At 33.9% G+C, this 22,235-nt stretch carries 22 protein-coding genes; 11 read left to right on the forward strand and 11 right to left on the reverse strand.

The window, feature by feature from the left end; genetic code table 11:
• Nucleotides 1-36: 36 nt before the first annotated feature.
• The 7 genes from WBG07_RS16440 to WBG07_RS16470 all read right to left on the reverse strand — a co-directional run bounded on the left by WBG07_RS16440 (nt 37) and on the right by WBG07_RS16470 (nt 7,844).
• Nucleotides 37-1,425, reverse strand: coding sequence for an alpha-amylase (locus WBG07_RS16440; RefSeq protein ID WP_340202819.1), 1,389 nt, complete (start codon nt 1,423-1,425; stop codon nt 37-39).
• A gap of 279 nt (nt 1,426-1,704) precedes the next feature.
• Nucleotides 1,705-2,844, reverse strand: a complete 1,140-nt coding sequence (locus WBG07_RS16445) for an acyl-CoA dehydrogenase family protein (protein WP_340203030.1) — start codon at nt 2,842-2,844, stop codon at nt 1,705-1,707.
• 35 nt (nt 2,845-2,879) lie between these two features.
• Entirely contained in the window at nt 2,880-3,734 is an 855-nt protein-coding gene (locus WBG07_RS16450; protein WP_340202821.1) for a ComEA family DNA-binding protein, read from the reverse strand.
• Between the two features lie 18 nt (nt 3,735-3,752).
• A complete protein-coding gene (locus WBG07_RS16455) occupies nt 3,753-5,561 on the reverse strand; it encodes an amino acid carrier protein (protein WP_340202823.1) in 1,809 nt (602 codons plus the stop codon).
• An 89-nt stretch (nt 5,562-5,650) separates the two neighbouring features.
• Nucleotides 5,651-6,670, reverse strand: coding sequence for a potassium channel family protein (locus WBG07_RS16460; protein WP_340202825.1), 1,020 nt, complete (start codon nt 6,668-6,670; stop codon nt 5,651-5,653).
• 2 nt (nt 6,671-6,672) lie between these two features.
• Nucleotides 6,673-6,900, reverse strand: coding sequence for a PspC domain-containing protein (locus tag WBG07_RS16465; RefSeq protein WP_340202827.1), 228 nt, complete (start codon nt 6,898-6,900; stop codon nt 6,673-6,675).
• A 92-nt stretch (nt 6,901-6,992) separates the two neighbouring features.
• Nucleotides 6,993-7,844, reverse strand: coding sequence for a M57 family metalloprotease (locus WBG07_RS16470; RefSeq protein WP_340202829.1), 852 nt, complete (start codon nt 7,842-7,844; stop codon nt 6,993-6,995).
• Nucleotides 7,845-7,980: 136 nt separating this feature from the next.
• On the opposite strand from WBG07_RS16470, the gene WBG07_RS16475 reads away from it, so the two are divergent.
• Complete coding sequence (locus tag WBG07_RS16475; protein ID WP_340202831.1) at nt 7,981-10,791, forward strand: S8 family peptidase; 2,811 nt, start codon at nt 7,981-7,983, stop codon at nt 10,789-10,791.
• Here the strand turns inward: WBG07_RS16475 and WBG07_RS16480 are convergent.
• From WBG07_RS16480 to WBG07_RS16495, 4 genes are all read right to left on the reverse strand, one after another.
• The gene (locus WBG07_RS16480) at nt 10,788-12,062 is read right to left on the reverse strand and encodes a DUF2851 family protein (protein ID WP_340202833.1); all 1,275 of its coding nucleotides are present in this window, start codon (nt 12,060-12,062) and stop codon (nt 10,788-10,790) included. The genes WBG07_RS16475 and WBG07_RS16480 overlap by 4 nt on opposite strands.
• 125 nt (nt 12,063-12,187) lie before the next feature.
• A complete protein-coding gene (locus WBG07_RS16485; RefSeq protein WP_340202835.1) occupies nt 12,188-12,499 on the reverse strand; it encodes a rhodanese-like domain-containing protein in 312 nt (103 codons plus the stop codon).
• Between the two features lie 42 nt (nt 12,500-12,541).
• The gene (locus tag WBG07_RS16490) at nt 12,542-13,153 is read right to left on the reverse strand and encodes a thioredoxin family protein (protein WP_340202837.1); all 612 of its coding nucleotides are present in this window, start codon (nt 13,151-13,153) and stop codon (nt 12,542-12,544) included.
• A complete protein-coding gene (locus tag WBG07_RS16495) occupies nt 13,150-13,662 on the reverse strand; it encodes a TlpA disulfide reductase family protein (RefSeq protein WP_340202839.1) in 513 nt (170 codons plus the stop codon). Before WBG07_RS16495 ends, WBG07_RS16490 begins: the two co-directional genes overlap by 4 nt.
• Before the next feature lie 184 nt (nt 13,663-13,846).
• Here WBG07_RS16495 and WBG07_RS16500 point away from each other — a divergent pair, with 184 nt between their 5' ends.
• The 10 genes from WBG07_RS16500 to trpA all read left to right on the forward strand — a co-directional run bounded on the left by WBG07_RS16500 (nt 13,847) and on the right by trpA (nt 22,186).
• Entirely contained in the window at nt 13,847-14,311 is a 465-nt protein-coding gene (locus tag WBG07_RS16500; protein WP_340202841.1) for a MarR family winged helix-turn-helix transcriptional regulator, read from the forward strand.
• Complete coding sequence (locus WBG07_RS16505) at nt 14,304-14,936, forward strand: NAD(P)H-dependent oxidoreductase (RefSeq protein ID WP_340202842.1); 633 nt, start codon at nt 14,304-14,306, stop codon at nt 14,934-14,936. The genes WBG07_RS16500 and WBG07_RS16505 overlap by 8 nt, the downstream gene beginning before the upstream one ends.
• Nucleotides 14,937-14,963: 27 nt before the next feature.
• Nucleotides 14,964-15,539, forward strand: a complete 576-nt coding sequence (locus tag WBG07_RS16510; RefSeq protein WP_340202844.1) for a YceI family protein — start codon at nt 14,964-14,966, stop codon at nt 15,537-15,539.
• A gap of 257 nt (nt 15,540-15,796) precedes the next feature.
• Entirely contained in the window at nt 15,797-17,200 is a 1,404-nt protein-coding gene (locus WBG07_RS16515; protein WP_340202845.1) for an anthranilate synthase component I family protein, read from the forward strand.
• A 2-nt stretch (nt 17,201-17,202) separates the two neighbouring features.
• Complete coding sequence (locus tag WBG07_RS16520) at nt 17,203-17,769, forward strand: anthranilate synthase component II (RefSeq protein ID WP_340202846.1); 567 nt, start codon at nt 17,203-17,205, stop codon at nt 17,767-17,769.
• A 7-nt stretch (nt 17,770-17,776) separates the two neighbouring features.
• Nucleotides 17,777-18,769, forward strand: a complete 993-nt coding sequence (gene trpD, locus WBG07_RS16525) for an anthranilate phosphoribosyltransferase (protein ID WP_340202848.1) — start codon at nt 17,777-17,779, stop codon at nt 18,767-18,769.
• 12 nt (nt 18,770-18,781) lie between these two features.
• The gene (gene trpC / locus WBG07_RS16530; RefSeq protein WP_340202850.1) at nt 18,782-19,567 is read left to right on the forward strand and encodes an indole-3-glycerol phosphate synthase TrpC; all 786 of its coding nucleotides are present in this window, start codon (nt 18,782-18,784) and stop codon (nt 19,565-19,567) included.
• A gap of 3 nt (nt 19,568-19,570) precedes the next feature.
• Nucleotides 19,571-20,218 (forward strand): phosphoribosylanthranilate isomerase, encoded by a 648-nt coding sequence (locus tag WBG07_RS16535; protein WP_340202852.1) that lies wholly within the window; start codon nt 19,571-19,573, stop codon nt 20,216-20,218.
• Between the two features lie 17 nt (nt 20,219-20,235).
• Nucleotides 20,236-21,420 (forward strand): tryptophan synthase subunit beta, encoded by a 1,185-nt coding sequence (gene trpB, locus WBG07_RS16540; RefSeq protein ID WP_340202854.1) that lies wholly within the window; start codon nt 20,236-20,238, stop codon nt 21,418-21,420.
• Between the two features lie 4 nt (nt 21,421-21,424).
• Entirely contained in the window at nt 21,425-22,186 is a 762-nt protein-coding gene (gene trpA / locus WBG07_RS16545) for a tryptophan synthase subunit alpha (RefSeq protein WP_340202855.1), read from the forward strand.
• The last annotated feature ends 49 nt before the right edge of the window (nt 22,187-22,235 follow it).

The following is a 22,235-nucleotide window of genomic DNA, read 5'->3' on the forward strand; positions in this document are numbered from 1 at the left end:
AATTAATTAATTTTTATAAATTAAAAACCCTATTTTCTATTTAGGAGACCAAACACTATAACTATTAGGAGGAACTTGAATTTTAACCCAACCATTACCTTGGGTTATTGGCTCCCAACCAGAGTGACCTGTGAAATCTTTAATACGTATATTATTCCAGTTAGTTGGTATCCAACGTTCTTTCCATGAATTGCTGTTATTTATATAAACTACTAGACCAGGACTACCATTTCTTCTTGCAACATATTCATCTATATCTGTATACAAAACAGAGGTATTACCATTTGCTTTATTATTATGTATCCATATTAGATTATTCAATTTATTTTTATCTAGCGATTGCTCGTAATCATTATAAAAGATAGTGGGATAACCTTCATGTGTAAGTATAAAAGCATATGCTAGTAGTTTTCCATTAAAAATCTCGTCTGTATCATGGTTAGTTACAAAAGTAACAGCCTTCATAGGGTTTCTTTTAAGCAACATATCATCATTTAAACGATTTAAATTATTTCCTACAAAAGCATCTCTCATTCTGTAATAACAAGCAAAATCAAAAGCAGACGCCTGAGCTTGATCAGACCACCAATCCAGCGTGGCTGCATTTCCATCCCAATACTCACCCACTGTAAACCCTCCAATAGCATTTTTCCATTCTTTCACTACCCAAGGTTCAAATCCTTTTACGTAATCAAACCGCCACCCATCAAAGCCCATGGTGTTTTTATAGTACTTTCCAACAGAGTTAGAACGCTTCCAAAGCCAATCCTGAACATACGCTTTATGATGACATATGTCTGCAAAACCACCAAATATTCCAGTATCGTTGGTATGATAATCATTCGGATGAAAATCGTATTGAGATCTATCAAAAAGACCAGAAGCAGGATTGTAATCTGTATAAGTATTTGCGTTTGTAAAAATATTATACTCTGAATCTCCACCACTATTATGATTAACGACTATATCTGCTATTACACTAATATTGTTGTTATGGGCTGTATTAATGAGGGAAATTAACTCTGATTTAGATCCAAACCTTGTTTCTATTGAACCTTTTTGATTAAAATTACCAAAATCATAATAATCAAATGGATCATATCCCATAGAATTTGGACCATCTAAAGCTTTGCTAACAGGCGGGAGCCAAATAGCATCTATCCCTGCATTTTTCCAGGAAGGAATCTTTCCCTTTACAGTGTTCCACCAAGTTCCACCCAAAGGCACATTCCAATAAAAAGCCTGCATCATAACTTTAGACCCAATAGATCTAGATGCGTATCCATTTTTTTTATTAGTTTCAGATTGGTCATTTAAAATTACAGCTTCATTAAGCTGTTCAATCTCTAAGATCTCTCCTTTTTCACAACTAAAGAGCAATAGGCATGAAAAAAAGAAAAAGTACATATAACTAAATTTTCTCATAATAAATTGGTTTAAATTAGTTTAAATTTCTTTCAATCTATATAAAAAAAATCGGTAAATAAAATTACTTTAACGTTTGAGCTAACGAAAACGTTTGATTGTTAAAAATTTGACTATAGTTTAATATTAAATTAAAAAAATTATTAATTTCATAATTTTAGAAGCTTCATAATAATGATTTGTTAATTAATCTTTTTTTAAGTATCTGTTTTTACGAAATGTTTGAACAAAAAAATCGCCTCATAAAGGCGATTTTAGATACGTATATTTTAAACTTCTTTATTTAAGAATATTTCTGGCTATCACTAACTTTTGAATTTCTGTGGTACCTTCTCCAATAGTGCATAATTTAGCATCTCTGTAAAACTTTTCAACTGGAAAATCTTTGGTATAACCATAACCTCCATGAATCTGAACAGCCTCATTGGCTACCTTGACGCAAACTTCTGATGCATACATTTTACTCATAGCACTTATTTTGGTCATTTTTCTACCTGCATTTTTTTCAAAAGCTGCTTTATGTAATAAGAGTTCAGAAGCTTCAATTTCTGTTGCCATATCTGCCAACTTAAATGAAATACCTTGAAAATGACTTATTGGCTTTCCAAATTGCACCCTTTCTTTAGAATATTTTAAAGATGCTTCATAGGCACCCTTAGCTATTCCTAATGAAAGCGCACCTATAGAAATTCTGCCTCCATCTAATATTTTCATGGATTGTATAAACCCTTCCCCTATTTCGCCAAGTCTGTTAGCATCGGAAACTCTACAATTATCAAAAACTAATTCTGCCGTTTCACTAGCACGCATGCCTAATTTATTTTCCTTTTTTCCACTACTAAAACCAGGAGTTCCTTTCTCAACTACAAAGGCAGTCATTCCATGAGAATCACCTTTCTCTCCTGTTCTTACGATCACAACCGCTACATCTCCACTTTTTCCGTGAGTAATAAAATTTTTAGCTCCATTAATAATCCAATCGTCACCCTTCTTTACTGCCGTTGTATTCATACCTCCAGCATCAGAACCTGTATTGTGCTCAGTTAAGCCCCAGGCACCAATCCATTCACCTGTTGCCAACTTTGGAAGCCATTTACTTTTTTGTTCTTCATTACCGAATGAAAGTATGTGATTTGTACATAATGAATTATGCGCGGCAACAGAAAGTCCTATAGACGGATCTACCTTGGAAATTTCTTCAATTATTGCAATATATTCGTGATATCCCAAACCCGAACCTCCATAGGACTCAGGAACCAATATACCAAGAAAGCCCATTTCACCGGCTTTTTTCATTGTATCAATTGGAAATTCCTGAGATTCATCCCATTCCATGACGTAAGGTCGAATATGTGTTTCAGCAAATTCTTTTGCTGAATTCGCGATCATTTGCTGTGTTTCAGAATAGTCAAAATTCATCTGATGAGCTATATCTATTTCCATTAAAAGCAATTTTATTTTATTGTCAAATATACTTTAATTATGTTTATTTTTTCAGATGGAAAATCCTGTATTTTTGTTAATTCGTTCATTTCGTCGATACTTCCCACTTTAGATCGGTAGATAATAATCTTCCTAGCCACATCAGAAGAGATATATGGAATCTTTGTCAATTCTTTTAAAGCTATGGAATTAATATCTCTTTGAACTATGTTTGGAGTTGATTGCACCGTAAACCTTTCTAAAACATTTTCTATTATTTCAGGTTTTAAACCATAGACTTCTTTAAGCTGCTCATCTTCATTAAACCCACCTAAAAAACTCCTGTATTTTACAATGCGACCTGCCAAAACAGGGCCTATACCATATACCTTAGTGAAAGCCACAGAATCTGCTTTGTTTAAGTCGTGCTTAACATCCATTTTAGCAGACTCAAATTTAGACAACAAGTTTCTGCTCTTATTCTTTTGATATTTTGGAAAGCTAAATCTAGGAGCTATTAATTCTAAAAGGGAGTCTGAAATCCCTGTAATTTCTTGAAAATGTTTAACCGATTTAATATATTTCTTTTTCTTTCTAAAAGCATGCAATGCATCTATTTCAATAGTCTGCATTCCTAACGAATATCCAAAATAATCACTTATATAGTTGGGATTAAATTTCCATTTAGACTTGTTTTGTTTTCCTTTTTGTTTATTTTCTGCTTTGTCTAAGAAAAGTGAAACATCATGATAATTATAAGCTGGCTTGGAGTTTAAATACTGCCGTTGAAGAAAAACAAGCATAAAAATAAAACACAATAGAATTAAAAGGTAAAAAATCCCGTTACGTTCTTTACGAAGAAAAACGAAACGAGATTTTTTATTCATAGTGCTTTGATTTAGTATTTATTTCACCTTTACCGGTTTTTGTTTTTTGAATAATTCGTTATTTTTAAGCTTCTTCCAATAATCATTCAATTCTTTCTTCACCTCACCAGACATTAGATAGAGACCTATAATATTGGGAAACGACATCGCTAAAATCATCATATCAGAAAAATCAAGAACTGCTCCGAGACTTACGGAAGCCCCAATAATAACAAACAATAAGAATATAAACTTATAAACTAATTCTGTTCTTCTGCTCTTCCCAAAAATAAATGTCCAAGCACGCATTCCATAGTATGACCAAGAAATCATAGTAGAAAAAGCAAAAAGGAATACTGCTCCAGCTAAAATATATGGAAACCAAGATATAACACTGCCAAAAGCATCTGATGTAAGTTTAGCTCCACTTAAACCTTCAACATGATGAAAACCTGTGAAAATTAATACTAAAGCAGTAAGTGTACAAACAACAACAGTATCAATAAATGGTTCTAACAAGGCAACAAAGCCTTCTGATACAGGATGTTTAGTTTTAGCAGCAGAATGGGCAATTGCAGCAGAACCAACACCTGCTTCATTAGAAAAAGCAGCACGTTGAAACCCAACAATTAAAACACCAATAATTCCTCCTTTAAGCGCTCCCGGATCAAATGCTCCAGAGATAATTTCTCCAAAGGCAGCTCCAACATTCTCAATATGCATAAACACTATAATAAGTGCAGAAACCACATAAATAGATGCCATTAAAGGGACTATTTTTCCAGTTACGTTCGCTATACTTTTGATACCTCCTATAATAACAGCTCCAACAAGAATAGCAGTTACCACTCCAAACCAAAATCCATTACCCGATAAAAATGCAAACTGGCCTTCTAATTGTTCAAACGCTTGATTCGCCTGAAACATATTTCCACCTCCAAAAGAAGCTCCTATGCACAACACTGCAAACATATAGGCAAGCACTTTACCTAATTTGCCTTTACCTTGAGCATCGAGTCCTTTCACCAAATAGTTCATTGGGCCTCCAAATACTCTTCCATCAGGCAGAATATCTCTATACTTAACTCCTAACGTACATTCTACAAATTTAGATGACATCCCTATAAATCCCGCAAATATCATCCAAAAAGTAGCTCCGGCACCACCAAGGGAAACAGCTACTGCCACTCCGGCTATATTTCCTAGCCCTACAGTACCTGAAACTGCGGTAGCCAATGCTTGAAAATGAGTCACCTGTCCAGGTGCATCACCTTCATCATAATGACCTCTGGCTAATTGTATTGCGTGTTTAAATCCTTTAATATTTATGAAGCCCATTCTAAGGGTAAAGAATAAAGCTCCCACTACCAACCAGATTACAATAAATGGAACAGGTCTTGTGCGTTCATCTCCATTAGGATGCAACATGGATTCACCGGAATCATTTCTTATTACTGGATCATAAATACCAATTGCCGCAAAGGGATCCCAAAAAAGGACACTCCCAATAGCGTCCACAATGGGTTTCATAGTACCATTGAACACTTCAGTAATGGCTTCAGCAGGTACTATATATGATTTTTCTATTGTAGATCCGGTAGCATCTGTAATACTTACGGTATATTCAAGCCCTTCTACAAGTCCTATTGCTTGGTTTGAAGTGAGTGCCGTAGACTGATTACTCCATTTGTAAACATACGGTTCTGTGCCTCCTTCTACTTGTAATGTAATTACACCATCGTTAATTTCATTTGAGGGATTGCTGATTGTCTCCTTGACAGTTAATTCTTGAGCGTAAATACCAGATAGAAAAAATACAGCAAGAAGAGAGAAAAATGTTTTTCTCATAAAGTAAATATTAGGATTAGTTAAAATAAATTTTTAAACAAACAGGGGTCAATATCCTAAAAAAATGAACGTAAATCAAATTTTACTTGTTAAATATAACTTTCTGAGATGTTGAACATCTGATTTAATTTTTTGATTTGCTCAGGTCTTCCAAGTACCACAATTTTAGAATTGGGAATCAATTTTGTTTCAGCACCTGGATTAATTAAGTAGGTGCCTTCAGGATTTCTATACCCAATTACAGTGCATCCTGTTTTCTTTCTAAGATCAAGATCACTGAGAGAGCGGTACTTATAGTCTTCTGGGAGCGATTCTATAGCTACTTCTTCTAAGTTAATAGTATTTTCACCTTCTATAGATAGTTGATCCATAAATTCTATAAGATCTGGCATCACTACTAAGGATGCCATATGATCTCCTCCAATTTTGTCGGGCATAATGGTTTTATTGGCCCCTGCTAATTTTAATTTTCTTTGTGAAGTTTCTTGTGAAGCTCTGCTTATAATCACTAAATCTTTATTTAATTGACGTGATGACAAAACAACAAAAAGATTATCAGCATCTTTTGGAAGTGTAGTTATAAGGCAGCTCGCATGCTCAATTCCAGCTTTCATAAGCACCTCATCTTCGTTCGCATTTCCTTCAACGAACAGAACTTCTTCTATATGCTTCTCAATTATTTTTCTATCATTTTCTATAACAAGGAAAGGGCGTCTATATGCTTTTAGCTTTACAGCAGCTTGCTTACCGTTTCTACCATATCCACAAATAATAATGTGATTTTTAAGCTTATCAATCTTTTTCTTCATTCTTCGAGTCTTAAAGTTATGCAATGAACTTTTGATCAATATATATTCGGTAATTACCGATATTGCATATGCAAATATAAATACACTGAATACGATTAGAAATATGGTAAATAATTTGGTATTATCGTCTGCTGGTTGGACCTCTCTAAAACCTACGGTTGTGACGGTAATTATGGTCATATAGGCTGCGTCAATCCATGAGTAATCAGCAAAGAAACGATACCCAAATAATCCGGTTAGAAACACCAGAAATAGAAGCGCAAGGGCTGTGTAGAATTTAGAACGAAACAATTTAAACATAGCTACAAATCAAATACAGAAGTCCTCTTAGTGTATACTAAATCTTTTAATTTAAGCCAAAAAGCTATTGTTAAATACACGGCAAACCAAGCACCAAAAGTGGCAAAAGACACATAAATAAAAAAAAGCCTCACATTTTTAGCTTTCATACCTAGTCTTTCTGCCAATCTAGAGGATACCGCAAAACCGTGCCTTTCAAAAAAATACCTAATGTTATACAACATCCTCATGGTACAAAAATGATAATTTTATACCAATAAAAAAAGTCAATTGATGCATCATAATATACATCAATTGACTTTTTGATTCTGACCTTACGATTTTAGTACAGGGTACTTAAAGCTGTCTGGTCTCCAGAAGTAAAAGGTCTGTCTGTCCCATTGCTACAAGCAAGCATCCACGAACCATTTTCAGGACCTGCTGGAGTACCTGGGATGTAAACAGCTCCAATACTTCCACTACCTTCATCTCCCCCCTGTCCACAACTAAAGCTTCTGTCAAAATAGTCTGTATGTCTAAAACCAATTGCATGACCAATTTCATGCGCAATTACCGTAACGATATCTGCAGGAGGATTATCTTTTCTTGGATTATATACTGCTGAATTCAGAATTACAGGAGTAGCAGGATCTCCGTTAGCATCGGGAAAACCAGCACTTTGTCCCAAAATTACTCCACCGCCAGGAACACGCCCCAGTCGTTCTGCCAAAACATCTATGTCTGCTCCGGAAGTATTAGATCTCACAAAGGTAAGATCAAGACCTAGTGAATTATATCGTGCCAATGCTTCATCAAAAGCGGCTTGCGCTGGTGCCCGAAATTCAGCATCCATATAAATGCTTAAAGTACGAGGAGAACTAACTACATTATTGGTTCGATAATGCTCTGTGTCTATGGTGTTTGCATTATTTACACTCATTCTTGGGGATAACGCTGCAATTTGTTGGCGGGTTAAAAAAATATCCCCTTCAACAACAAAACCATCTTTACCATTCAGAGTGCTTGCAAACAAATTTTCCGTATTAAAACCTAAAGCTTGAAGTTGGGAAGAAACTTGTGATAATTCTTCCGTATTATTGCCGATTTCCGAAGTTTCATTCTCACAGGAAGCCAATACTAATATTGCTAATGCTGCCGAACTTACTAAGTTTAAAATTCTGTTTTTCTTGTTCATAATAATTTAAATTTGGGAGTTAAATACTTAATTTTGTTAAAAACTGTCCTAAAATATTGAAATTAAATCGTATAACTTCACCAGAAAATCTTTTTTCGATAAATTGCAATACAGAATTTTAGCCTACAAGTGTCTTATGAAAAAACTTATACTTTTATTTTTTGTCATATGTCTTTGTAAGGAGGCGGTTGCACAAGAAATAATTCCTGCTGAGTTAGCAGATAATGCAAAAAAATACACCAAGGAAAAACTTTCAGAAGGTTTTTTTCTAACGAGCGCTGAGAATCTTAAAAATTTTGATAGAAAATCAGATTTATCCATCGTGAGAAGAGTAGCAAATAATTATTGTATACTCTATATTTCGGGAGAAGCGCAAATACAAAACACCAAACAAACTTCTATTTTCAAACTTCAAGGGGATTGGATGTTTTCTTCTGCTTTAAAAGACATTATTAGAAAAAATCGTTCTTCACAAAAAAAAACAACTGTTTCTGTTTATTCTTTAAATCCTTCAACCTTTGAGAATCAATTCGGATTAATGTTCCCAGACGCAAAAATCCTACATAATTATAAAAATAATTTTGTTGTTGAATTAACTTTTAATGATCTTCTAAAACTGAGTTCAAAAATTCAAATTTCATATGTAGATCTTTATCATACTCCAAAGACAGAAACTCCGGTAAATGAAAACGACACAAGCGTAAACAGAATAAATACAGTTCAATATAATTTTCCTACTATCAATGGCACTGGGATGGCGGTTTCGGTTAAGGAACTTTTATTTGACTCTACGGATATTGATTTTAAAAACCGTATATTTTTTACGGGACTTCAAGCAACAGAGCTAGACCAACATGCCGCAGCAATGGGCACTGTAATAGCGGGTGGAGGAAATTCTTCCAGCAAAGGTATAGGTGTTGCTACTGCCGCTCAACTCACTTCTTCAAGCTTTCTCAGATTATTTCCCGATGGTGATACTTCTTTTCTGGAAAATAATATTACGGTTCAAAATCATTCTTATGGTACGCTAATTGAAAATGGATATGGGAATGAAGCAGCGGCGTATGATTTACAACTCAATACAATACCTACGCTTCTCCATATTTTTTCATCTGGTAACAGCGGAACTTCTACACCTGAAAATGGACTGTACACAGGGATTGAAGGCTATGCAAATCAAACAGGAAATTTTAAAACAGCAAAAAACGTCCTTACGGTTGGAGCCATTAATCGCAATGGAGCAATTGACACAAGAAGTTCTAAAGGGCCTGCTTATGATGGACGAGTTAAACCAGAATTGGTAAGTTATGCTCCTGGAGGTACCTCTGATGCATCTGCGTTGGTTTCCGGCACCGCAATTCTTTTACAGCAGTACTATAAAGATCAAAATGGACAATTGCCTAATTCATCTCTTATAAGAGCAGTATTTATTGCAGGCGCAGAGGACACAGGCCCACCTGCTATAGACTATCAATCTGGATATGGAAGTATAAATGCTTTACAAAGCATGAGAATTCTAGAGCAAAACAATTATAGAGAAGGAACTATTTCTCAAGACCAAACTGCTACCTACCCAATTAATATACCTGAAAACACCGATCAAATCAGGATTGCTATTTCTTGGAATGATGTGGCGGCAAATCCAGGAGATGCGAATGCATTGGTGAATGATATTGATATGTCCCTAACAGATACAGATAATACCATGACTCTACCTTGGGTACTAAATTCATTTCCTCATATTGATTCTATCACTAAAATTGCTGTACGAGGAGAAGACCACTTAAACAACAACGAATTAATTTCAATTAAAAACCCTACTGCTGGAACCTATATCTTAAATATTGTCGGTTCCAATATAAGCGCATCTGCCCAGAGCTTTTCTATTGCCTATTTTATTGAAGAAAAAGATAGATTTGAATGGACCTACCCAACTGCTAATGATGGGGTTGAAAACGAGGCAATCAATTCCGTAAGGTGGAATAATTCATTTACGAACACCATTGGTCAACTAGAAATAAACAGCAATGATAATGGCTGGGAAATTTTGGACGATCAAATAAATCTTAGCGGAGAATCAACCGAAATAGACTTTACAAATATGCAAGGAACCGTTCAACTTAGAATGCGTATTGGTTCTGAGATTTTTACTTCTGATGTATTTGGAGTCTCTCCGGAAATTTTGCCACTAGTTCTTTATAACTGTGAAGATGAAATTGCTTTTGGTTGGAATAAAATCCCAAATGCTGTTGCATATCAAGTAAATAACTTAGGAGAACGCTACATGGACGTAGTTGAAATTGTACAAGACACCACTGTCATCTTGTCTAAAAGCACCTTTAACAATCCTTATTTTAGCATTACTCCTCTTTTTGAAAACGGAAAAGGAATTCAAGGAAGAACCTTAAACTATGAATTACAAGGAGTTAATTGTTATTTCGTAAACTTTTTTGCTTTTCTAGCAGAAGAAAACATTGTTAATGCCACTTTAAATCTAAGTACAATAATCAATGTTTCAAATGTTGTTTTTACAAAATCAATTAATGGAATAACAGAAACAATCAGTTCTGTAGAAGCCCCTTTTAACAACTTAAATCTTAGCATAGAAGATCCAGAACCTGATGCTGGTATCAATTCGTATAATGCAATTATCACACTTCAAGATGGAACCCAAATTAAAACCGATTCAGTAGATATATTTATTCCAACCAATGAAACACTTATCGTATATCCTAACCCTTATACAAACGAAGGCCGGTTATCAATAATCACTGGAGGTTCAGGGCGGGATTTGGAAATTATAGATTTATGTGGAAGGGTTCTCTACAAGCAAACAATTGACTTTATAGATGAAAGAATTAGTCCTAATTTACTTCCTGGAATTTACATCATAAGACTTATTCAGGATAAAAAGACGCTTTCCGCTAAAAAAATAATTGTGCGTTAATGGGTTAGTAGTTGATTTCCAATAGCACATTCAAGACATTTTTTATGCTGGCAATAGCCATTGTAAAGCTGTAATATCGCCTGACTTTCCAAAGCAGATTTGCTTGAAACACCTAACTTTCTAAATTTTTCTACAATACTATTTTTTTCAGGTGTCAAAGAAGAAATAAGGTTCAATATATCTGAATATTCCTCAAATCCCATTGCTTTGCGATAACAAAATTTCAATGGAATAATGGTATTAATAATAAGCAGATCTATAAAACCTCTTGTAAGTCTTTTTTGATGAAAAGCAGATTTTTTATTCCATGTATAATGATATTTCCAATAATCAGCTACTCCAACATCAAAAATTTTGTAAAACTCATCTACAGATCTAGCTTCCATAAGAGTGGCAAATAAAGATGCATGCTTATGGTATAATTGAGCAATTTGAGACAATCTAATGGTTGGGAAATTTGCTGGGCGCAATCTAAAAAATAAAGGTTTTACAGGAGTTATCTTTAGATGGATATATTTTTTTTGTAAATAGTCAAAATGATGTTTTAATACTTCATGATATCCATCTTGCACCTCAGTTTCTTCTAGAAGACCTGCACAACCAAAAAACAAACTTTCAAGAACTTCTGATTCTTCTCTTACCTTTCTTATGATTTTGAAATCGAGAACTTGTGAAATTTCATAAAAGCTCTGCCCATTCACTTTAAGTCCAAAGTTCTTCAACAAAATTTTGAACAAAACAGTTTCCCAGTCATTATTAGAATTCTTAAGTTCTTCTAATAACAAAACCGTTTTATGCTCCAAACGCTTTACAAATAATTGATCTTTCCAATGGGTAATAAGAAACTCATCTATAGTTTCTATAGCGTTCTCACATAAAACAAAAGAACGTTTCTTTTCAATAAAATTAGTATACGTATCTAAAAAAGAAACGTCTGTAAAGTGTTGTAATTCTAAGGTTGGAATAACGGTTTCATCACTTCTAAAAACCTCAATATCATGCTCCCAAACAACATGTAAGATTACATTATTATAACGAGAATCTTTTTCATGATTATGCAAGTACCAATCTGAAGATTTTAAATGAATCTCTACATTGCCCGCCCATAACTGATCTCCTATTAACAATTTTGAATTGAAAAAATCAGGCCCTGAATTATCATTGTGCTCTCCTACAGCATAGATAATAACATCTTCCCCGGAGGCAGTACAAAGGTTGGTCTTTTGAAATTTTCCAAACTTCCATAGATAATGTAAAAAATCTTCCTTCACCCATTTTACAACTTCGATTTTAAAGCCATATATGGCAGTTTACTTTTTTGAATTGGTCGAAGCATCCTTGTAAAAGTAAAAAAATCTCTCGTATTGAGAGATTTTTCTTATGATTAATTTTAGTTTTAGTCTTGAACATCACCTTCCCATTCCATAAATCCTCCGGAAAGATTGAAAGTATTTTCAAATCCCAACTGATTCATTATAGAACAAGCCTGTCCACTACGTTTTCCAGACCTACAATACACATAGTAATTTTTATCCTTATCCAGTTTTTCTACTTGCTCTACAAATTCTTGCCCCAAGTAAATATCTATATTTTTTGCCCCTGGTATATAACCGTCTTCAAATTCTTCTGGAGTTCTTACGTCTAACAAATAAGGATTTGTGTCTTCTTTAAATTGAGATGCCCATTCTTCTTGAGATAAATCAGCCATAAATATGAATTCTAAAATTTATAATAAAATCTACTTACAAAATTAAACTTTTATGGAACATCCTATAGCTTTTGTGGTAGTAATATCTATTTTCTTCCCACTCAACATAGCATCTACCGCATCTTCTACGTATTTTACTTCTACGCTAGATGCATCTTGATAATTGTCATCTATAGCTCCAATATATTTCACTAAATATCCTTTAGCTGTATTTTCTAATAAGTAAACATGTGGAGTTCGTGTTGCTCCATACTTTGGAAAAACTTTTTGTCCTTCATCAAAAAGGTAAGGAAACGTAAATTCTTTATCAGCTGCACGTTTTTTCATTAAAGTATAACTGTCTTTAGGTTGTTTAGAAGGATTATTAGGGTTGATTGCGATGACAGGAACACCTGCTTTTTTATACTTTTTATCTAATGCAATAATCCTATCTTCATAAGCAACTGCATATGGACAGCTATTACAAGTAAAAATCACCAAAAATCCTTTTGCATCCTTATAATCTTTTAATGAAACTTTGTTACCGTCAATATTCATTAAAGTAAAATCTTGAGCGTAATCACCAATATCATATCCATTATCTAAAATGGGGGTATTAAAACCAGAGATGGTAAAAACGGTAATCAACAGTATCAATCTAAAGGGAAATTTCATTGCTTTTTGTTTTTAATGTTTAACGTTAGCTGCTCCAATTCATCAAATTCTAAGGAAGACTCTATAAACTGATGTGCTTTTCCTCTATAAATATAAGTAGCAGGAATAGCCCCAGACCAATTTTTATCAACTTTTGGAATCCAAGAGTTCTGCTTTGGATCATCCAAAGCTATAATTTTTAATTCTAAATTCTTCTTTTTTACAAAAGGAATTAGATGTGTTTCATACATTTTTGGCATATCCAAACTAACTAGTATTACTTCAACATCTTTGTCTGCATATTTTTCTTGTAACTGCTCAAAATAAGGCAATTCTTTAACACAGGGTGCACACCATGTAGCCCAGAAGTTAATCACATAGGTAGTTCCATCATCTTTTTGCAAAAACTTCTCAAAGGCTTTAAAATCGTATACTTCTATTTTTATAGAATCTTTTATTAGAACAGCCTTTGGCATTTCTGTTTCTATGGCAAGCTTTGCTAAGGTTTCATTATTTTCTTTCCTTTCCAATTTACAAGATAAGAAACATGCAAAAACACTAAATAAAATTATCCCTCTAATAATCATATATATAAAGGATAAAATTAGAGATTAAGATTAGAGTCCTTTTGCTTTTTAACAAAAAATTATTATTCGTCCTTATTAATTATCATGACAAATAACATACATTTGTATATACAATTATTGTATCAACATGAATATAGAAGCTATTTTAAAAACCAAGAATGTATTGCCTGTTCACAGCAGAACTATTATTCATTTGATGTTAGTAAATAATATGCTTACTGAAAAAATAGCTGAAACCTTAAAGCCTTTTGACATGTCACTGCAACAATTTAACGTTTTAAGAATTTTAAGAGGTCAGCAAGGGAAACCTGCCAACCTATTTACCATTCAAGAACGTATGATTAGTAAAATGAGTAATACTACAAGATTAGTAGATAAGTTACTAAAAAAAGGGTATGTGCAACGGTCTATTTGCGAAACAAACAGGAGAAAAGTAGAGATATTTATTACCAAATTGGGAATGGAATCTTTAAAAAAAATGGATTCTATAGTTGCAGCTGCTGAAAAAGAGCTTTTAAAAAATTTTGACGACCAAAAACTACAAGAACTAGATCATTTATTAAATTTATTTGAATATCACAATCATGAGTAATTACATTAAATCTTTAGAATGGCGTTATGCAACCAAGAAATTTGACCCCAGTAAGAAAGTTAGTTCAGAGTATTTGGAAACACTTAAAAATGCAATTCAACTAACTGCATCTTCTTATGGATTGCAACCCTATGAGGTCCTAATTATTGATACTCCAGAAATCAGAGAAAAGCTACAAGCCGCTTCTTGGGGTCAGTCTCAGGTAGTAGACGCCTCACATCTTTTTATATTTTGTAACAAAATTACCGTTCAAGAAAGTTTTATTGATGATTATTTAAATCTGGTGAGCTCAGAACGTGATATTTCAATAGAAAGTCTGAAGGAATACGGGGATTTTATGAAGTCAAAAATTACTTCACTTTCATCTAACCAACAACAAATATGGACAGCAAAACAAGTTTACATTGCCTTAGGTAATTTGTTATCTGCTGCTGCCGAACTTAAAATTGACGCTTGTCCTATGGAAGGTTTTGAAGCTGAAAAGTTTGATGAAATTTTGGGCCTTAAAGAAAAAGGACTCAATGCTGCAGTGATGGCAACTATTGGATACAGATCTGACGAAGATGCTACGCAACATTACAAAAAAGTGCGTCGCTCACAAAATGAATTATTTACTACACTATAAACAATTAATTAATAAAATTTAAAAACAATGAAACGTACAATTTTAAACCTATCGTTAATTTTGACCGTAATCCTAAGTTCGGTTGCATTTACCAATATTGCAGATAAAAAAGAAGTGAAAACAACAGAAAGTACTGTGACTTGGAAAGGATATAAGGTTACAGGTTCTCATGAAGGAACGGTAAACCTTAAAAGTGGGTTTTTGACTTTTGAAGCTGATAAGCTTGTAGGAGGAGAATTTGTTGTAGATATGACCAGCCTTAGTAGTACCGATTTGGAAGGAGAATATAAGGGTAAATTAGATGGTCATTTAAAATCTGATGACTTCTTCGGAGTTAAAAATCACCCTACTGCCAAATTAGTGATTACAGAGACAAAAGCAACTGGGAAAAACAAATATGAAGTAACCGGAGACCTTACTATTAAGAATAAAACTAATCCTATAACATTTGATCTTTCTGTTTATGGAAGCAAAGCTACAGGTGCTTTAAAAATAGATAGAAGTAAATATGATGTTCGTTATGGTTCTGGAAGCTTTTTTGATAATTTAGGTGACAAAACTATTTATGATGAGTTTGATCTGGTAGTAGATTTACAAATGTAAATTAATCCCTTTAATTGATTAATAGCAACCTGTCGTTTAACAGCGACAGGTTTTTTTGTGTTTTATGAAAGTTTTATTTGATTTAATAATTTTCATTTCTATATTTGACCCAATGAAAAAAAGAAATTTAAACAATTGGTGGTGGAACTTACGAAACGTCAATCTCGTGAGCTAACATCTCTTTGTATATCATATAAAAGGCTTGTCAATCACGACAAGCCTTTTTTAATTAAAAATTTTAAGAACATACGCACTACATGAACGCTTCATTTAGAATTAATACTCATTTTAAAAAAATTTTAGCAGATACCATTACTCCCGTAAGTGTATATTTAAAAATAAGAGATAGGTTCCCTAATTCTTTACTATTAGAAAGTAGTGACTATCATGCTAATGATAATAGTTTCTCATACATATGTTGTAATCCCATAGCCAGTATTAAAATAGAGAATGAAAAAATTATTAAGTTATTACCCAATGGTAGTAAAGAAGTCTCTCCCATAACAAAAAGTACCAATATCACAGAAGAAATTACATCTTTTGGTAACTTATTTAAGACAGACATTAATGATTTTAAGTTTATTAATAATGGACTTTTTGGTTATATAAGTTATGATGCCGTTAGATATTTTGAACAGGTAAATATAGAAAAAAGACAGGGTGCATTAGATATACCGGATATTTATTATGCAGTTTATCAAAATATAATTGCTATTAATCATTTCAAGAATGAAGCCTATATTTTTGCTCATTGTTTTGAGCAGGAAGAAAATATAGCAGAAATAGAACAACTTCTTAAAGTTAAGAATTTTGCTTCCTATAATTTTACAAGAGATGGAAGGCCTAGTTCCAATTTAGAGGATAAAGAATATATTGAACATGTTAATTTGGCTAAAAAACACTGTAAAAGAGGAGATGTCTTTCAACTAGTGCTTTCCAGACGTTTTAGCCAACAGTTTAAAGGGGATGAGTTTAACGTTTATCGGGCGCTAAGGTCGGTAAATCCATCACCCTACCTTTTCTATTTTGATTATGGTGATTTCAAAATTTTTGGAAGTTCCCCTGAAGCACAACTCATAGTAAAAGATGGTCAAGCAGAAATTCATCCAATTGCGGGTACTTTTAAGCGAACGGGTAATGATTTACAGGATGCCGAACTTGCTAAAAAATTAGCAGTAGATAAAAAAGAAAATGCAGAACATGTAATGTTAGTAGATCTGGCAAGAAATGATCTTAGCCGTCATGGTAATTTTGTTAAAGTAGAGACCTACAGAGAAGTTCAATTCTTTTCTCATGTGATACATCTGGTTTCTAAAGTTACTGGTAAAATGCGCAAAAACACTAATACGATGCAAGTGGTAGCAGATACTTTTCCGGCAGGTACGTTAAGCGGTGCTCCAAAACACAGGGCCATGCAACTTATTGAACAATACGAAAAATGCAATCGGGATTTTTATGGAGGTGCCATAGGTTTTATGGATTTTAATGGGGATTTTAATCATGCTATTATGATTAGAACTTTCTTGAGTAAAAACCATGTGCTTCATTTTCAAGCAGGTGCTGGATTGGTATCAGAATCTAATCCGGAAAATGAACTACAGGAAGTATATAACAAGCTGGGGGCTCTCAATAATGCCCTAGAAATTGCTGAAAATATCTAATTATGAAAAAAATACTTGTTATAGATAATTATGACAGTTTTACATACAATCTAGTTCATTATTTGGAAGAATTAAATTGTGAGGTAACTGTAAAAAGAAATGATCAGCTCAGCTTAGATGAAGTGAATGCATTTGATAAAATAGTACTCTCTCCTGGACCTGGTATCCCGGATGAAGCCGGACTTTTAAAACCAATTATTGCTACATATGCAGCTCGTAAAAGTATCTTAGGCGTTTGTTTAGGGCAGCAAGCTATTGGAGAAGTATTTGGTGCCAAACTTATCAATCTTGACAAAGTTTATCACGGGGTGGCTACCAAAGTAACTATTACCGTAGACGATGAATCACTATTTGAAGGTTTACCTAAAGAAATAGAAGTAGGTAGATACCATTCTTGGGTGGTAGATACCAATTTGCCAGATGTTCTAGAAGCTACCTCTTTTGATGAAAACGGACAGGTAATGTCTTTAAGACATAAAATATTTGATGTAAAAGCGGTACAGTATCATCCTGAATCTGTGCTAACTCCAAACGGAAAACAAATGCTTAAAAACTGGATTAACTTCTAACTTTGTCATGAAAGAAATACTCAATAGACTCATTAATCACGAAACTATTTCTAAAGAAGAAGCAAAGAATGTATTGGTTAATATTTCCAAAGGGGAGTATAATACCAGCCAAATTGCTTCCTTTTTAACCGTATATATGATGCGGAGTATTACCATAGAAGAGCTTGAAGGTTTTAGAAATGCGCTCTTAGAACTCTGCATTCCAGTAAACCTAAATGGCTATAATACCATAGACCTTTGCGGTACTGGAGGAGATGGAAAAGATACTTTTAACATATCAACACTCTCCTCGTTTGTCACTGCTGCCTCAGATGTTCTTGTAACAAAACACGGTAATTATGGCGTATCATCTACCTGTGGATCCAGTAACGTAATGGAGTATTTAGGAATTAAATTTTCAAATAATGTTGATTTTCTAAAGAAATGTTTAGAAGAAACAGGTATATGCATTCTCCATGCTCCCCTATTTCATCCGGCAATGAAAAATGTTGCCCCAATAAGAAAAGAGCTCGCTGTGAAAACATTCTTTAATATGTTAGGCCCCATGGTAAACCCTGCTTTTCCAGATAATCAAATGGTAGGGGTATTTAATCTAGAACTCGCCAGAATGTACGGCTATCTTTATCAAAAAACTACTAAAAACTTTACCGTACTTCATGCACTTGATGGGTATGATGAAATATCACTTACTGGAAACACAAAAACTATTTCTAACCATGCGGAAGCCTTACTTAAACCAGAAGATTTTGGTGTGAAAGCTGTTGCAGCAAGTGAAATTACAGGAGGAACCTCTATAGAAAGCGCTGCGGCTATATTTATGAAAGTAATAAGCGGTAAAGGTAACGAGGCACAAAACAATGTGGTGAGTGCAAATGCGGGTATGGCCATTGCCACTATTAAAAATCTGTCTCCTAAGGAAGGGTTTGAAATAGCTAAAGCCTCTTTACTGGAAGGAAAAGCACTTGAAGTGCTTAAAAAACTGCAAAACCTAAGTGCCTAAATTCAATTATTGATGAATATACTTGATAAAATCATAGCAGATAAAAGAAAAGAAGTTTTACTAAAAAAACAGTTGATTCCAATTTCTCAACTGGAGAGTTCTGTACTTTTTGGCAAGGCTACGGTTTGTTTATCAAAACGTTTAATGAGCTCTAAAACCGGAATTATTGCAGAACATAAAAGAAGATCTCCATCTAAGGCGGTAATCAATCAGAACTTAAATGTCAGTGAAGTAGCTTCCGGCTATGAGAAGGCAGGTGTTTCTGGAATGTCTGTTTTGACAGATGGCAAATATTTTGGAGGATCTTTAGATGATTTATTATTAGCTCGCGCTTCTTCTGGCTTGCCACTTCTACGAAAAGAATTCATCATTGATGAATATCAGATTTTAGAAGCAAAAGCCTATGGTGCAGATCTCATACTATTAATAGCTGCCGTTTTATCAGAAAAGGAAATAAAAGAATTGTCGTCGTTTGCACAACGTATAGGTTTAGAAGTCTTATTAGAAGTTCATGATAAAAGTGAACTTAGTAAATCTTTAGTACCCACTGTCAATATGTTAGGCGTGAACAATCGTAATTTAAAAACATTTGAGGTAAGTCTTGAAACCAGTATGGGATTAGCGCAATTTATACCGGAAGACTTTGTAAAGGTGTCTGAAAGTGGTATTAGCTCAGTGAATGCCATTAAAGAATTGAAAAAATATGGATTCAAAGGGTTTTTAATTGGAGAAAACTTTATGAAAACTAACCACCCTGGTGAAGAAGCAACAAAATTTATAAAAGAGCTAAACCAATAGGATATGAAAATTAAGGTTTGTGGTATGAAATTTAAAGATAATATAAAGGAAGTAGCTAGTTTACAGCCTGATTATCTTGGTTTTATATTCTGGGAACCCTCTTCTCGTTTCTTTAATGGCGATATTCCTAAAACTATTAAAGACACTATTAAAAAAACGGGAGTTTTTGTTGATGAAAAAGTATCTGTTATTGTAAAGCTCATAAAAAAACATGACTTAAAAGCAATTCAATTGCATGGTACCGAAAGTGCCGCCTTTTGTGCAAGTCTTAAAAGCCAACTAACAAAAGAAGTGATCTTTCCCATAGAAATTATTAAAGTATTTTCTATAAAAGATAATTTTGATTTCACTTTGCTAAAAGCTTACGAACTTGTTTGTGATTTTTTCCTTTTTGATACGAAAGGAAAACTTCCTGGAGGAAATGGATATACATTTGACTGGAGTGTTTTAAAAGGATATCCATCTCAAAAACCGTATTTCTTAAGCGGTGGAATTGGTATAACAGAAATTGATAAAATACAACAGTTTTTAAAAGAACCTATGGCCAAATATTGTTATGCAATAGATGTAAATAGCAAATTTGAATTGGAACCCGGACTCAAAAATGCTAAATTATTGATTGACTTTGTAAGTTCTATCAAACAGTTATAAAATTAAAAAATTGATTTATGAAAACATATCATGTAAATGAAAAAGGATATTATGGCGAGTTTGGAGGCGCTTATATTCCAGAAATGCTTTATCCAAATGTTGAAGAACTAAGAGAGAAATATTTAAAAATAACCGCAGAACCTTCTTTTAAAGAAGAATTTGATTCGCTTTTAAAAGATTATGTAGGGCGTCCTACTCCTTTATATTTTGCGAATCGACTTTCCAAAAAGTACGGTACTAAAATATACTTAAAACGCGAAGATCTTTGCCACACAGGTGCACATAAAGTAAACAATACTATTGGCCAGATATTATTAGCAAAGAAATTAGGTAAAAACCGAATTATAGCGGAAACTGGGGCGGGACAACACGGAGTAGCCACTGCAACTGTATGTGCATTAATGGGCATAAAGTGTATAGTCTATATGGGCGCTGTAGATATTAAAAGACAAGCACCCAACGTAGCCCGAATGAAGATGCTTGGCGCAGAAGTGCGTTCGGCAGAATCTGGAAGTAAAACCCTTAAAGATGCTACCAATGAAGCCATTAGAGATTGGATTAATAATCCTGTAGACACCCATTATATTATTGGATCTGTTGTAGGCCCTCATCCATATCCGGATATGGTGGCTCGTTTTCAATCTATTATCTCTGAAGAAATCAAATGGCAATTAAAGGAAAAAGAAGGGCGTGAATTACCGCATCATGTTATTGCCTGTGTAGGCGGAGGCAGTAATGCGGCTGGCACTTATTATCATTTTTTAGATATTCCAGAGGTTAATATTATTGCAGTTGAAGCCGCAGGAAAAGGTATTTATACTGGTGAGAGTGCTGCAACTTCGGCATTGGGTAAAGACGGGATTATTCATGGGAGCCGCACATTACTTATGCAAACGCAAGATGGTCAAATCACCGAACCTTATTCTATTTCTGCAGGACTCGATTATCCAGGAGTGGGCCCTATGCATGCACATCTATTTAGATCAGGCAGAGCAGAATTTATATCTGTTACAGATGATGAAGCTATGACAGCAGGATTAGAACTTTCTCAACTAGAAGGTATTATTCCAGCAATAGAAACCTCACATGCTTTTGCCATATTTGAACAACGCAAATTTAAGGCAGATGAAATTGTAGTGATCAACCTCTCTGGTAGAGGTGACAAAGACCTGAATACTTATATTGACTATTTTAAATTATAGCTGAATGAATAGAATACAGCAGAAATTACAAGAAAATAAAAAGTTATTATCTATTTATTTTACCGCAGGATTCCCTGCCTTAGAAGATACAGTATCAATAATCAAAGAGTTACAGAATAGTGGTGTAGACATGATTGAAATTGGACTTCCTTTTAGTGATCCTTTAGCAGATGGGCCCACCATTCAAGCAAGCTCTACCCAGGCTTTAAAAAATGGAATGACCACAGAAAATTTATTTCAACAACTAAAAGATATTCGTAAAGACGTGCATATTCCACTTGTATTAATGGGTTATTTCAACCCTATGATGCAATATGGTGTAGAACAATTTTGTAAAGCATGTCAAAAAATTGGAATTGATGGACTTATCATACCAGATTTGCCCGTTGATGTTTACCATGAGCAATACAAAGAAATTTTTGACCACTATGGTTTACTTAATATGTTTCTTATTACGCCTCAAACCCCTGAAAAACGTATTAGATACATAGACGATGTATCTGGTGGATTTATTTATATGGTAAGTAGTGCTAGTGTAACGGGTGCAAAAAATACTTTTGGCCAACAGCAAGAAAACTATTTTAAACGAATTGAAGCACTTAACTTGAAAGCATCACGCATCGTAGGCTTTGGAATAAGTAATAGGGAAACATTTCAGCAAGCCACCAGCCATGCTAAAGGCGCTATAATTGGTTCGGCCTTTATCAAAATGCTTTCTAGAGATGGAATTGAAGGAATTAAACCCTTTATAAACTCCATTCGATAAAGTAAGTATTCTATTGCATTTTTGTGATTTACACTAAATGAATTGTTAT

This window comes from Ascidiimonas meishanensis, assembly GCF_037782385.1.
Classification (GTDB): Bacteria; Bacteroidota; Bacteroidia; order Flavobacteriales; family Flavobacteriaceae; genus Ascidiimonas; species Ascidiimonas meishanensis.

What these genes read in the sequence shown, in the direction of transcription:
- WBG07_RS16505 (WP_340202842.1), top strand. Translation starts at nt 14,304, where the DNA reads ATGAGTAATTACATTAAATCTTTAGAATGGCGTTATGCAACCAAGAAA.
- WBG07_RS16535 (WP_340202852.1), top strand. Translation starts at nt 19,571, where the DNA reads ATGAAAATTAAGGTTTGTGGTATGAAATTTAAAGATAATATAAAGGAA.
- WBG07_RS16490 (WP_340202837.1), bottom strand. Translation starts at nt 13,153, where the DNA reads ATGAAATTTCCCTTTAGATTGATACTGTTGATTACCGTTTTTACCATC.
- WBG07_RS16485 (WP_340202835.1), bottom strand. Translation starts at nt 12,499, where the DNA reads ATGGCTGATTTATCTCAAGAAGAATGGGCATCTCAATTTAAAGAAGAC.
- trpC (WP_340202850.1), top strand. Translation starts at nt 18,782, where the DNA reads ATGAATATACTTGATAAAATCATAGCAGATAAAAGAAAAGAAGTTTTA.
- WBG07_RS16445 (WP_340203030.1), bottom strand. Translation starts at nt 2,844, where the DNA reads ATGAATTTTGACTATTCTGAAACACAGCAAATGATCGCGAATTCAGCA.
- trpB (WP_340202854.1), top strand. Translation starts at nt 20,236, where the DNA reads ATGAAAACATATCATGTAAATGAAAAAGGATATTATGGCGAGTTTGGA.
- WBG07_RS16450 (WP_340202821.1), bottom strand. Translation starts at nt 3,734, where the DNA reads ATGAATAAAAAATCTCGTTTCGTTTTTCTTCGTAAAGAACGTAACGGG.
- WBG07_RS16465 (WP_340202827.1), bottom strand. Translation starts at nt 6,900, where the DNA reads ATGAGGATGTTGTATAACATTAGGTATTTTTTTGAAAGGCACGGTTTT.
- trpD (WP_340202848.1), top strand. Translation starts at nt 17,777, where the DNA reads ATGAAAGAAATACTCAATAGACTCATTAATCACGAAACTATTTCTAAA.
- WBG07_RS16455 (WP_340202823.1), bottom strand. Translation starts at nt 5,561, where the DNA reads ATGAGAAAAACATTTTTCTCTCTTCTTGCTGTATTTTTTCTATCTGGT.
- WBG07_RS16460 (WP_340202825.1), bottom strand. Translation starts at nt 6,670, where the DNA reads ATGTTTAAATTGTTTCGTTCTAAATTCTACACAGCCCTTGCGCTTCTA.
- WBG07_RS16500 (WP_340202841.1), top strand. Translation starts at nt 13,847, where the DNA reads ATGAATATAGAAGCTATTTTAAAAACCAAGAATGTATTGCCTGTTCAC.
- WBG07_RS16440 (WP_340202819.1), bottom strand. Translation starts at nt 1,425, where the DNA reads ATGAGAAAATTTAGTTATATGTACTTTTTCTTTTTTTCATGCCTATTG.
- WBG07_RS16470 (WP_340202829.1), bottom strand. Translation starts at nt 7,844, where the DNA reads ATGAACAAGAAAAACAGAATTTTAAACTTAGTAAGTTCGGCAGCATTA.
- WBG07_RS16515 (WP_340202845.1), top strand. Translation starts at nt 15,797, where the DNA reads ATGAACGCTTCATTTAGAATTAATACTCATTTTAAAAAAATTTTAGCA.
- trpA (WP_340202855.1), top strand. Translation starts at nt 21,425, where the DNA reads ATGAATAGAATACAGCAGAAATTACAAGAAAATAAAAAGTTATTATCT.
- WBG07_RS16520 (WP_340202846.1), top strand. Translation starts at nt 17,203, where the DNA reads ATGAAAAAAATACTTGTTATAGATAATTATGACAGTTTTACATACAAT.
- WBG07_RS16475 (WP_340202831.1), top strand. Translation starts at nt 7,981, where the DNA reads ATGAAAAAACTTATACTTTTATTTTTTGTCATATGTCTTTGTAAGGAG.
- WBG07_RS16510 (WP_340202844.1), top strand. Translation starts at nt 14,964, where the DNA reads ATGAAACGTACAATTTTAAACCTATCGTTAATTTTGACCGTAATCCTA.